Source organism: Acetivibrio sp., assembly GCF_035371925.1.
In the GTDB taxonomy this organism is placed as follows: domain Bacteria; phylum Bacillota; class Clostridia; order Acetivibrionales; family Acetivibrionaceae; genus Hungateiclostridium.
In genome coordinates this window covers 25,993-38,559 of the sequence record NZ_DAORXT010000005.1, presented here as the reverse complement: position 1 = coordinate 38,559, position 12,567 = coordinate 25,993, and the positions used below count along the sequence as shown (strand labels likewise).

Annotated in this window: 12 protein-coding genes; 10 read left to right on the top strand and 2 right to left on the bottom strand. The window is 40.3% G+C overall.

Annotated elements, in window-relative coordinates; all coding sequences use genetic code 11:
* Positions 1–43 precede the first annotated feature (43 nt).
* On the bottom strand, positions 44–1,300 hold the full coding sequence (locus PLH43_RS01560; protein ID WP_324359375.1) for a glycosyltransferase family 2 protein: 1,257 nt from the start codon (positions 1,298–1,300) through the stop codon (positions 44–46).
* Positions 1,301–1,608: 308 nt separating this feature from the next.
* Here PLH43_RS01560 and PLH43_RS01555 point away from each other — a divergent pair, with 308 nt between their 5' ends.
* The 3 genes from PLH43_RS01555 (at position 1,609) to disA (ending at position 6,119) form a co-directional block, all read left to right on the top strand.
* Positions 1,609–3,543, top strand: a complete 1,935-nt coding sequence (locus tag PLH43_RS01555) for a glycoside hydrolase family 15 protein (RefSeq protein ID WP_324359373.1) — start codon at positions 1,609–1,611, stop codon at positions 3,541–3,543.
* Positions 3,544–3,615: 72 nt separating this feature from the next.
* Positions 3,616–4,980: a DNA repair protein RadA gene (radA, locus tag PLH43_RS01550; RefSeq protein ID WP_324359371.1), complete on the top strand. Its 1,365-nt coding sequence runs from the start codon at positions 3,616–3,618 to the stop codon at positions 4,978–4,980.
* 65 nt (positions 4,981–5,045) lie between these two features.
* On the top strand, positions 5,046–6,119 hold the full coding sequence (gene disA / locus PLH43_RS01545; RefSeq protein ID WP_324359413.1) for a DNA integrity scanning diadenylate cyclase DisA: 1,074 nt from the start codon (positions 5,046–5,048) through the stop codon (positions 6,117–6,119).
* A gap of 66 nt (positions 6,120–6,185) precedes the next feature.
* On the opposite strand, the gene PLH43_RS01540 is transcribed toward disA, so the two are convergent.
* Positions 6,186–6,581 (bottom strand): DUF1573 domain-containing protein, encoded by a 396-nt coding sequence (locus PLH43_RS01540; RefSeq protein ID WP_324359368.1) that lies wholly within the window; start codon positions 6,579–6,581, stop codon positions 6,186–6,188.
* A 388-nt stretch (positions 6,582–6,969) separates the two neighbouring features.
* Between PLH43_RS01540 and rplM the strand changes: the two genes are divergently transcribed.
* The 7 genes from rplM (at position 6,970) to rimI (ending at position 12,537) form a co-directional block, all read left to right on the top strand.
* Positions 6,970–7,404 carry a 50S ribosomal protein L13 gene (gene rplM / locus PLH43_RS01535; protein ID WP_324359366.1) on the top strand — a complete coding sequence of 145 codons (435 nt, stop codon included), beginning with the start codon at positions 6,970–6,972 and terminating at the stop codon, positions 7,402–7,404.
* 23 nt (positions 7,405–7,427) lie between these two features.
* On the top strand, positions 7,428–7,820 hold the full coding sequence (gene rpsI / locus PLH43_RS01530) for a 30S ribosomal protein S9 (RefSeq protein ID WP_324359364.1): 393 nt from the start codon (positions 7,428–7,430) through the stop codon (positions 7,818–7,820).
* A gap of 654 nt (positions 7,821–8,474) precedes the next feature.
* On the top strand, positions 8,475–9,434 hold the full coding sequence (locus PLH43_RS01525; protein ID WP_324359363.1) for a copper amine oxidase N-terminal domain-containing protein: 960 nt from the start codon (positions 8,475–8,477) through the stop codon (positions 9,432–9,434).
* A gap of 254 nt (positions 9,435–9,688) precedes the next feature.
* Positions 9,689–10,891: an amidohydrolase gene (locus PLH43_RS01520; protein WP_324359361.1), complete on the top strand. Its 1,203-nt coding sequence runs from the start codon at positions 9,689–9,691 to the stop codon at positions 10,889–10,891.
* Positions 10,878–11,357, top strand: coding sequence for a tRNA (adenosine(37)-N6)-threonylcarbamoyltransferase complex ATPase subunit type 1 TsaE (gene tsaE / locus PLH43_RS01515; RefSeq protein WP_324359359.1), 480 nt, complete (start codon positions 10,878–10,880; stop codon positions 11,355–11,357). Before PLH43_RS01520 ends, tsaE begins: the two co-directional genes overlap by 14 nt.
* A gap of 2 nt (positions 11,358–11,359) precedes the next feature.
* On the top strand, positions 11,360–12,070 hold the full coding sequence (gene tsaB, locus PLH43_RS01510; protein ID WP_324359411.1) for a tRNA (adenosine(37)-N6)-threonylcarbamoyltransferase complex dimerization subunit type 1 TsaB: 711 nt from the start codon (positions 11,360–11,362) through the stop codon (positions 12,068–12,070).
* 11 nt (positions 12,071–12,081) lie between these two features.
* Positions 12,082–12,537 carry a ribosomal protein S18-alanine N-acetyltransferase gene (rimI, locus tag PLH43_RS01505; protein ID WP_324359357.1) on the top strand — a complete coding sequence of 152 codons (456 nt, stop codon included), beginning with the start codon at positions 12,082–12,084 and terminating at the stop codon, positions 12,535–12,537.
* The last annotated feature ends 30 nt before the right edge of the window (positions 12,538–12,567 follow it).

Sequence of the window (12,567 nt, the reverse complement as noted above, 5' to 3'; positions counted from 1 at the left end):
GGAGAAAAAAGAGTCAGAGGAAAAATTTCCTTTTGGCTCTTTTTTATGCCTTTTCCAGATCAGATATGCTTATTTTCCTTGAATGCTGCGTGTGGCTCCAATCTTTATTGTTTTTGCTCATAAATCCTTGTATGGTAATTGGTATCCAGGTAATGCAGTAAAAAGGATAAATCAAAAAACCGCAAAGCACTTTGAGGTTGAATTTTTTTTCCGAAAGCACAACCAAAGGGCCGTAGAGAAACTGCAACGTTACAAATACATACCAGATTTTCGTCGGAAAAACGTACCTGAGATTGTAAAAAGGGGATTCGGGAAAAACAGTTTGAATCCACATCATTATTGTTATCAGCCCAATAAAAACCAGCCTTATGGGCTGAAATAAATAAACCGCACAGTCAAAAGCTATCAAATCTCCTTCACTAAAGGCCTTTTTAAATAAGGGCCCCAAATACCGGCTTGCACAGTCTGCGTGACCCTGCATCCACCTTTTACGCTGGTTCCATGACTGCTTTAATGTAATGGGTTTTTCGTCATAAACCACTGCATTGTGGGCCCATGCAACCTTGTAATTGTTTAAAGCAAGTTTCATTGTAAACTCCAGGTCTTCTGTAAGGCATGTGGCTCCCCAGCCTATTTCTTTTAACACATCCACATCAATACAAAAGCCTGTGCCGCAAAGACCGCAGCTTAGGCCCAAGTAATATCTGGGAAGCTGGAATATCCTGTTTGAAAGCCAGAAAGCTATGGAGTATGACAGGGTAATCCATGAATCAAAAGGATTTTTGCTGTCAATATACCCCTGCACAACCTTGTGGCCTCTGCAAAGCTGCCTGTTCATTTCCAAGAGGTAGTTGGATGAAACAAGATTGTCGGCATCAAAGACACTTATTGCATCATATTTTTCTTCCATAGTATATATTTTTTCAAACATCCATTCTAGAGCATATCCTTTTCCCCGGGCAGTGTTGTTGTTTCTTCTATATACAATGGCCCCGTGTTCTTCCGCTATTTCGGCAGTTCTGTCGGTACAATTGTCGGCAATTACATATACGTCAAAAAGATTGCTGGGATAGTTTTGCCTAAAAAGGCTGTCGACTATATGGGCAATTACTGCTTCTTCATTATGGGCGGCGACAATCAAAGCAAACTTTTTTTGAGGCACGTACTCTTTTGGGCTGGTTTCTCTGCGCTTTCGCCAGCCGAACACTGAAATCCCAAAAAAATAGCATCCTGCTATAAATATTATCACCTGCATGATTTGCGTTGTACCGTATATAAAGCTGTTTATATGTGATAACATCTGATTCCTCCAAATAAATTTATTATAAGAGAGTATTTCCCGGGCGAAAATTTCTTTATTTATTTTGTACTTAATAAGGAAAAATATTTATGATAAATAACTAATAAAATATGTTATAATTAGATATATGTAATACGATATATATTTTGTGTGCTGCTATAACAGCATTATCGTAATGTTCTGTTCCAAATGTTTTGGCACGATTCTTGTGCGCAATTTATTAGCCATTTCAGAAAATGAAACAGGGCTTTTGATATTTATTAATATCCAAAATTAAGTAAAGTGACTTAAATTTATGGGGGTTAGTCATGGCAAACACATACATTAATGATGCAATTATTGGAAATTCTGCTATGCTTGTGTGTCTGACACGAAATGGTGAGCTGACAAGGTTGTTTTGGCCTCATATTGATTATCCGCAGCATTTTGAGAAAATGGCCACGGGGATATTTTATACAGGCCAAAAAAACAGTACTTCGTGGTTTTATGAAGACAACTGGCACCACACTCAGTATTATGTGGAAGACACCAATATTTTAAAAACAATATGTGAGGATAATGGCAGAGGACTTCGAGTGGAACAGACGGATTTTGTCTTAAAAGACAAAGATGTGATGATAAGAAGGTATGTTATAGAAAACATTGGACCGAATGAAGTGGATCTGGGTTTTGTTCAATATTCTTCAACAGTGTCTACAACTCCTGAATTAAGAAGCACTTTATTTGATTTTAATGTGGATGCTCTGATTCATTACAGACACAATTACTATATTTCCATATCATCCGACACTGAGGTTATGCAGTTCCAATTGGGCAATAATGCTTTTGACAATGCCAGATACACAGAGCTTTACGGATATGACTCCATAGGAATGATGAAGGATGGGGCGATGTCCTTTAATATTGGAAAAATTGCACCAGGAGAGAAGAAAACCTTTAATCTCTTCATTTGTGTCTCCCATACATTAAAAGGAGTCAAGCAGTTGGTAAGATTGTGCAGAAACTTAAATGTCGATGAGGAGTATGAGAAGACCAGAAACTACTGGCTTGACTTTTTGAAGAATGCAAGACCGATTGCAACGGGGGACAAGAAAATTGATGACCTGTACAAAAGGTCCATTCTTGTGTTCAAGCTTATGGCCGATGAGAAGACAGGAGGATTGCTGGCTTCTGCTGAAATAGATGAAGGGTTTACCAGATGCGGGCGTTACGCATACTGCTGGGGAAGGGATGCGGCCTTTATTACCGGTGCATTGGATGCCGCAGGGCTGACGAAAGCAGTGGATAAATTCTATCAGTGGGCTGTTATGACTCAGGATGATGACGGCTCATGGCAGCAGAGATATCATATGGATGGAAACCTTGCACCCTCATGGGGACTGCAGGTGGATGAGACCGGTACCCTTATATGGGGTATGCTAAAGCATTACCGGGTCACCGGAAATATAGATTTTCTTAAAAGTATGTGGGAAAGCATAAAGAAGGGTGTAGAGTTTTTAACCCGTTTTATAGACAGCGACACGGGGTTGCCTGCTCCCAGCTATGATTTGTGGGAGGAAAGAGTAGGAGAGCACACTTATTCCAGTGCTGCGGTATATGCCGGCATCAAAGCCGGTGCCGAGACAGCAAGGATTCTCGGTGCTTCCGAAGATCTAATTGAAAAGTGGGAAAAGGCGGCTTCGAATATGAAGGCCTCCATAGAGAAAAACCTTTGGAGGGATGAAGCAGGCAGGTTCATCCGAAGTGTGCGCACCAAGCTAAATCCATGGGGAAGTGAACATTCTCCGTACACGACGGTAATTAAAGTCAATGAAAAGGGTTATTATAGAGATGTAACCTTGGAAGATTGGACCATTGATGTAAGCCTTCTTGGGGTTTCCATTCCTTTCGGTGTCTTTGATGTACATGATGAGAGGGTAAGAAAAACAGTGGAGGCCATTGAAAGGGCTCTGACTTCTCACCCTGTTGGCGGAATAAAAAGATATGAAAACGACAATTATGTTGGAGGAAACCCATGGGTGCTGGCAACTTTGTGGGTGGCTTTGTATTATATTGAGACAAAAGAGTATGAAAAAGCAAAGGATTACTTTGGATGGGCTGCAAAATCCTGTACTTCTCTTGGACTTTTGCCGGAGCAGGTGAGCAAGGATAATGGCGAGCCCTGCTGGGTAATACCTCTTACATGGTCCCATGCCATGTATGTATTGGTGCTCTCGGGACTTAAAGAGGCAGGAGTTTTATAAATTTCTATTTTATATCTTTTAATTTGATATAATAAATAATGAAATAAGACATTTTAATAAACGGAGAGAGAGATGGCAAAGCAAAAATCTTTTTATGTATGTCAGGAATGCGGCTACGAGAGTATAGGATGGATGGGTAAGTGCCCTTCCTGCAACCAGTGGAATACCTTTGTGGAGGAAGTTCAGGAACCAAAGAGCAAGGGCCGGAGCGGAGCCGTTGTTGCCAATGTAAAGCCGGTTAATATAAACGATATAGAAACGGATAGCGAAGAACGTTATCTTACCGGTATGAAGGAAATGGACCGGGTGCTCGGAGGCGGAATTGTAAAGGGCTCCCTTATTCTTGTGGGAGGAGACCCGGGTATAGGTAAATCCACTCTTTTGCTGCAAATATGTGACAAGATAAAGATAAGTACTAAAATATTGTATATTTCTGGCGAAGAATCTATTAAGCAAATAAAGATAAGAGCCGATAGATTGAATGTAAGAAATCCTAATCTCTTGATGTTGTCCGAGACCAATTTTAAAGTTATACAGGCCTTAAGCGAAAGCGAACGGCCGGATCTTATTATAATTGATTCAATACAAACCATGTTTAATGATGAATTGCCCGCAGCTCCGGGAAGTGTAAGCCAGGTGAGGGAGATTACCTCAGGACTTATGAGAATTGCCAAAACGCTCAACATTGCAATAATAATTGTGGGACATGTAACCAAAGAGGGAGCTATTGCAGGACCAAGGGTTCTTGAGCACATGGTGGATACTGTATTGTATTTTGAGGGCGAGAGACATTTAAGCTATAGAGTTCTAAGGGCTGTAAAAAACCGCTTTGGCTCTACAAACGAAATAGGCATTTTCGAGATGCGGGATGTTGGGCTTGTAGAGGTGGATAATCCGTCATCAATGCTTCTTTCGGAAAGAACCGAAAGTGTTCCGGGCTCTGTAGCGGTGGCAACCCTTGAAGGTACAAGACCCATGCTGATAGAGATTCAGGCGCTGGTTTGCCCCACAAGTTTCGGAATGCCCAGGAGAATGGCAACAGGCCTGGATTACAACCGTATTACACTGCTGATGGCTGTTTTGGAAAAGAGGGTGGGCATGCAGCTGCACAATTATGACGCATATGTAAATGTGGTGGGTGGACTTAAAATTGATGAGCCTGCGTGCGACCTTGGTGTGGTGGCTGCTATAGCTTCAAGTTTCAGAAACATACCGGTGAATATGGACACCGTTTTAATAGGAGAAGTCGGCCTGACCGGCGAAGTAAGGGCTGTAAGCCAGATAGACAAAAGAATTAGAGAGGCCGTGAGAATAGGCTTTAAAAATTGTGTGGTCCCAACTGGAAATATGAAGGTTATAAAGCAGATGAAAGAGATTAATAATATAAATGTAAAGTATGTGGAGAATGTTCAGGAAGCATTGAATATACTGCTATAGACCTTTTAATTTAAGCAATAAATCTTGCTTGAAATAAAAAAATCATTGGAGGACCTATGACTGGCCTGGATAGAAAAAAGGATGATGAAATAATTGATGTATTGAGAATGATGGCTCCCGGAACTTCACTTAGAGAAGGGCTGGACAATATTCTATTGGCCCGTACGGGTGCTCTTATTGTAATAGGTGATTCCGAAAAGGTCCTGCGTCTGGTTGACGGCGGATTTTTTATCAACAAGGATTATACTCCGGCACATATTTATGAGCTGGCCAAAATGGATGGAGCTATAATTCTCAGCAAGGATTTGAAAAAAATATTGTATGCCAATGCACTGCTTGTTCCCGATACATCAATACCCACAGGAGAGACCGGTACAAGGCACAAAACAGCCGACAGGGTGGCAAAGCAGACGGGAGAAGTGGTGGTGAGCATATCCCAGAGAAGAAATATTATCACCATTTATATGGGGTCAAGGAAGTATATATTAAGAGAGCCTCCCGTTATCCTTGCAGAAGCCAATCAGGCACTGCAAACTCTTGAAAAATACAAGACTGTTTTGATTGAGTCTATAAACAACTTAAACGTACTGGAAATTGAAGATATTGTGACATTGGATGATGTGGCCTTTGTCTTGCAGCGTACGGAAATGCTGATGAGGGTTGCTACGGAAATTGAAAGGTACATAAGTGAGCTGGGATATGAGGGAAGGCTAATAAGCTTGCAGTTGGATGAGCTTTTGACAAACGTTGACACCGATGAGCTTTTCATAATTGAAGATTACGCAGTGCGTACGGACATTCGCTCCGATGAGATTTTAGAAAAGCTTCGGCAACTTTCTTATGATGAGCTTATGAATCTGGTCAACATATGCAGTATTCTAGGCTACAGTGCAAATGCCGATGCCTTTGAGATGGTTATAAGTCCGAAGGGATACAGGCTTTTAAGCAGGATTCCCAGGGTTCCCGTAAACATAATAAGGAATTTGGTAGAAAAGTTTTCGAACTTGCAGGGGATTTTAAATGCTTCCATTGAAGAACTTGATGATGTGGCCGGAATAGGAGAAGTCAGGGCGAGGATTATCTGGGATGGTCTAAGGAGAGTTCAGGAGCAAATCTTTTTGGATTCCAGGAGGCTGTAAACAAGCTTTTAAGGCAAATGAAAAGAGCCGGTTACTGTTTTTGAAGTAACGGCTCTGTTTTGTTATCTATCTCAAATTATATTTTCCAAGCATCTTAATTCTTTCAAGTTCCTTTAATATAATGTCATAAAGATTAAGATCAAGAGTATTACATATTGAAGCCAGATAAAACAGATTCCTGCCGATATCCTTTTCAATAAGGTCTCTGCAGTTTTCACAGAGCTCTCCCTCAATATGGGTCTTCATTTGTTTCTGGACTTCATCAAAATCCGCACCTGCAGGATAGTTTTGCTTTTCGGCATTAATCCTTGTGCATCCGCACTGGGTCACAGCCTTGACTATTCCACGATTGACCCTGCCGTTTGAGTCCTGAAACTTTGTAATCAAGTCCAAAATACTCTTATTTCTTACAAGAAGCTCTCCAACCGTAAACTGAAACTCATCTATCATTATGTCCTTCAATATGCTCACTCCTTAGGTGTATTGATAAAACACAGAAAGTTAACGGGCAACAAAATAATAAATAGCGGACTTAAGAGCTATAATTGATTACTTCACTATCATTATAATTCTTTGCAGGACTCTTTGTCAATTAAAATCGGGATGGATAAACCTGCCATAGGCTTAAAAAATGAAATGACGAGGGATTATATAAGAGTATGGAGTAATTTGTGCACAAAAATAAGAGGAAATAAAAGATAAATTAAAAATTTAATAAAATATACTTGACACACTTGTTGAACCTGTATTACAATATTGGAGTGCTAAAAACTTGGTTCACTTTTAATTTGAACTAAAGAGTTTATTTCTATAAATCAAAATGTTTTCGATTAAGGAGGTAGTAGATTCGATGAATACTTACATGGCGAAGGCCCGTGAAGTACAAAGAAAATGGTATGTGGTTGACGCAGAAGGAAAACCATTGGGAAGACTGGCTAGTGAAGTGGCTAAAATTTTGAGAGGGAAGCACAAACCCGAGTATACTCCACATGTTGATACAGGTGATTTTGTAATAGTGCTGAATGCCGACAAGGTTGTACTTACCGGTAAGAAAATGGATCAAAAGCTTTACAGACACCATTCACTGCATCCGGGTGGATTGAAGGAAATAAAATACAAGCATTTCCTTGCTCAAAAACCTGAAAAGGCAATAGAAGTTGCTGTAAAAGGAATGCTTCCTAAGAACAGTCTCGGAAGAGCAATGTTTAAAAAGCTCAAGGTTTACAGAGGAACTGAGCACAAACATGAAGCTCAAAAACCGGAAAAATTAGAAATTAATATATAATGGGGAAGGAGGAGTAATTACTTATGGCTAAGATACAATATTACGGTACTGGAAGAAGAAAGAAATCCGTTGCGAGAGTTAGACTTGTTCCGGGAGACGGAAAAGTTATTATAAATGAAAGAGAACTTGACGATTATTTCGGACTTGAAACTTTAAAGACAATTGTTAAGCAGCCGTTGGTGCTGACTGATACATTAAGCAAGTTCGACGTGCTTTGCAAAGTGGCTGGAGGCGGTTATACCGGTCAGGCAGGTGCTATCAGACACGGTATCTCAAGAGCACTTTTAAAATTTGATGAAGAGTTGAGACCTGCACTTAAAAAAGCAGGATTCCTCACAAGAGACCCAAGAATGAAGGAAAGAAAGAAATACGGTCTCAAAAAAGCAAGAAGAGCACCACAGTTCTCAAAGAGGTAATGTTTATGTTTCATTACACACGAGTTTGTTTACAATTACAAAGTTTGCTTATCGCAATCGCCAACCGTCAGGGGGGAGAATTCCCTTTGGCGGTTTTTTTGTGTTCAAAAATAGATATAGAAATAAATAAAAATATGCTAAACGGACGCAGTTTTAATCCCTCGAAAGCAAGTAGAATTCAGATGTGTAGGTGGTTTCGATATTTCCTCCCGTAGGTTATACCCTGCGTATGAATACTCATTACCTTCCACGAGCAAACTTTGTCATTCTTCACTGCTCACGAGCAAACTCGCTTGTCATTTTCTCATTTTTTATATCTTTTTTTATATTTTTTAAGGTAATAAAACCCGCGAGCAAACTTTGTCACTACAAGGGAAGAAACAGCGAGAAGCCTTGCAACAACTACATTTCAACACGAGCAAACTTTGTCACTCCGTGAGCAAACTTATTTGTAACTACACAGTTTACGAAATGCAAAATCCCGCAAACAGGTATGTTTGGGGGATTTTTTTATATCTATGGTTACATAAAACAGCAAACATACCTTAATTGCTTTTGTAAAACAAAGAAGTAATGCAAGAGGTAAATCTATTATGTTAATTAGGTTTTCTTGGGCTGTCAGTTGATTACAACAACGATATTGGGAGGTATACTATGAATTTAAAAGCTTTTATCAGTTTGTTGGTGTCGGTTTCATTAATTGCAGCAAGCTTCATTATGCCGGTTGGAGTGCTTGCCCAAACTCAAGGAAAAACAGTTGTACTTCAGGTGAACAATACTGTTGCAACAGTTAATAACGAAAGTGTAACTTTGGACGTTGCTCCGTATATCGACAAAACTAGCAACAGGACATTGGTTCCTCTCAGATTTATTTCGGAATCTCTGGGATATACCGTTACGTGGGATGGCGAAGAAAAAACGGTCAGGATTTTAAACAAGGTTAAAATGAATACAATAGACGAATCTTTTGTTGATGATTCTACAGGCAAGACAGTAGAATACTTCAGGTCATGGAATACATACAAGTACATAAAACTTAAAATAGGCAGTGATGTTGCCGAAATATGTGATGATTATATAATTGGTGAGTATGTTGAAATGACCGAAGTGCCTTTAGAACAAGCTCCGGTCATTAAAGACGGAAGAACAATGCTTCCTATAAGATTTGTCGCGGAGCAAATGAATTTAAAGGTGGACTGGGATGCCAAAACTCAAAAGATAACAATTTCATCAAAAGGAGAAGAATATGTTCCCGGTGCTGCTGAAACTTTACTTAAGAAAATTGCAGTATCTAATGGCAGCTCGGGTGCGGCAGCAGAAGATGACTCTGCGTATATAAAATCCAAGCAGCCTCAGAGCTTTCTGGTGAAAATCACATCTTTGGGCATGGAGTATTCTGTAGATTTGGCAATTCAATCACCGGAAGGCAGCCAAGCTGTTTTAAGCGGATCAGTAATCGGATTGAAAGAGGATAAGGCATGCTTTAGTTATACCTTGAACTCTCAACGGGAATATAAGTATGACGGAACTATACAGGTTACCGATGACGGTTTTATTGTAAACTATACCGATGAAAAGGGAGAAAAGTGTTCTGTTACTTTTCCTGCCAACTAATTTATTATAAATAAGGATTTTTAGGAATTTATTCATGTTTTGCAATTTAAAAAGCCTAAGTAAAAAATTTTTCTGACAGCCCCCAAGAAACCTTATATTATAAGAGAAAATACCTATCAAAAGTGCCCGTCTTGGGTCACATCTTACACTATTGTAATTACGGCAACAATATAATAAAATAAGATATACTGAAGAAATCAACTCTAAGCAACGCAAGATACAGCATTATATAAAATAGACTTTTGGAGGTCAATATGCTCTTAATTAAAAACAGTAAAATTCTAACCATGGCCGGTATAAATTATGAAAACGGATATATTTTGATTGATGCGGGGAAAATAGTTGAAGTGGGAGAATACCCTGACAAATTAAATCGGGAAGTTTTAAATTCCGGTGATTTGAAGATAATTGACGCAAAGAACAAATACATACTTCCGGGGCTTATTGATGCCCACTGCCATGTGGGAATGTGGGAGGATTCGGTTGGCTTTGAAGGGGATGACGGCAATGAAATGACGGACCCCGTTACACCTCACCTAAGAGCCATAGATGCGGTGTATTATCTGGACCGCGCATTTTCGGAGGCCCGTGAAAACGGAGTTACTACTGTGGTTACGGGACCCGGGAGCGCCAATGTTATAGGCGGACAGTTTGTTGCCTTGAAAACCTACGGAAGACGAATAGAGGAAATGGTGGTAAAAGAGCCTGTCGCCATGAAAGCAGCCTTTGGAGAAAATCCAAAGACAGTATATAATGAAAGAAAAATGGCGCCTACAACCCGTATGGCTACAGCGGCAATTCTCAGGGAAAGCCTGATGAAAGCGAAAGAATACAAGGAATTGATGGATAAATACAACACAAATCCCGACGAAAACGACAAGCCGGAATATGACATGAAAATGGAAGCGCTGCTAAAGGTTTTAAACAATGAAATTCCGTTAAAAGCGCATGCCCACAGGGCGGATGACATTCTTACCGCCATAAGGATAGCGAAGGAATTTGGAATTAGACTTACAATAGAGCATTGCACGGAAGGACATCTTATAAAGGATATTTTGGCAGAGGAAGGAGTTTCGGCAATTGTAGGGCCATCCCTTACCGACAGGTCAAAGGTGGAGCTCCGAAACTTGAGCTTGAAGACACCGGGAATTCTGGCAAAGGCGGGAGTAAAGGTGGCAATAATGACGGACCACCCCTGCACCCCAATCCAGTACTTGATTTGGTGTGCGGCTATGGCAGTGAGAGAAGGTATGGATGAAATGGAGGCTCTTAAGGCAATAACCATAAATGCGGCACAGCTTACAGGAATAGACGACAGGGTGGGAAGCATCGAAGCGGGAAAAGATGCGGATATTGCCATTTATGACGGCCATCCTTTTGATATAAAAACCAGAGTTTGTACGACCATTATTAACGGAAAGGTTGTTTACGAAAGGAATAAAGATGAAAGAGATTAGAACCTGTTCGCAACAAGATACAATTGAATTTGGAAAGAGGCTTGGAAAGCTGCTTAAAAAAGGCGATGTCGTTTGCATAGCCGGAGATTTGGGAACGGGGAAGACGGTGCTGACAAACGGTATTGCATGGGCTTTGGGCATTAATGAATATATAACAAGTCCGACCTTTACCATAGTTAACGAATACCACAGGGAAGATGCATCCCTTTACCACTTTGATGTTTACAGGATTTCTGACCCGGAGGAAATGTTTGAAATCGGATTTGAAGAATATCTCTACAATGGCGGAGTTGTGGTGATTGAATGGGCGGACCTTATAAAAAGCATACTGCCTGAAGAGAATATATGGATTACCATAGAGAAGGACTTGGAAAGCGGAGTTGAAGTAAGGAAAATCCGCGTGGAATTCAACGGTGAAAGATACCGGGAATATGAAGAAAAGCTTGGGTCAGGAGATGAGGAGTGAAAATGAAAATATTGGCTTTGGATACATCCGCGCTGGTTGCTGCTGTTGCGGTGATGGAGGATGACAGGCTTTTGGCAGAGTATATGCTAAATCACAGGAAGACCCATTCCCAGCAGCTTGTTGCAATGATTAGGGAGGTTCTTGGTTCTTTGGAGCTGGAGCCTAAAGACATAGATGTTTTTGCAGCTTCCACGGGTCCGGGTTCCTTTACGGGCTTAAGAATCGGAGTTACCACCGTAAAGGCCATGGCCTATGCAACGGGAAAGCCTGTTGTAAGTGTGCCAACATTGGATGCTATTGCATATAATATTCCAATAAGTAGCTTTACAATATGTCCTGTTATGGATGCCAGAAACAACCAGGTGTATACTGCGTTGTACGATTGGGATGAGACGGGACAAAAGAGGATTACGGATTATATGGGAATACCGGTGCCCGAATTGGTGCAGCTCATAAAAGACATGGGCAAAAAAGTTATTTTTGCCGGAGATGCTGCAAAAATGCATGAGGAGTATTTTAAGAAAGAGCTTGGAGACGGATGCAAAATTGCTCCGGGAAACCTTCTTTTACAAAGGGCCTCATCGGTTGCCCATATTGCATATTTGAAAGCGATGAACAATGATTTGGAAAGCTGCTTTGACATGGTGCCTTTCTATCTTAGGAAGTCCCAGGCGGAAAGAGAATATGAAAAAAAGTTTTGTAAAGGCTGTTAAGGTGGGAAACAATGGGTTTGTATGATGTTGAAATATCATATATGACACTTGAAGATATTGATGACGTGATGGTTGTAGAAAAGCTGAGTTTTACAATCCCATGGTCTAAAAATGCACTTATTGAGGAAGTGCTAAATAATAGAATGGCCATATATATAACGGCAAAGATAAACGGAAAAGTTATCGGTTATGCCGGCATGTGGAAAATTTTCGATGAAGGCCATATTACCAATATAGCTGTTCATCCGGAGTTTAGGCAAAATGGAATAGGAAGTATGCTTGTGGAGAAACTGGTGGGTATAGCTAAAGAACGGGGCATTGAAAGAATGACTTTGGAGGTTAGAAAAAGCAATACAGCGGCTCAAGCATTGTATTTTAAATACGGCTTTAAGGAGCAAGGATGCCGCAAGGGTTATTATGCGGATAATGGAGAAGACGCAATTATAATGTGGAGAGAAAATGTATAGCTTTATTATGTAAATTAGATTAAAATTATA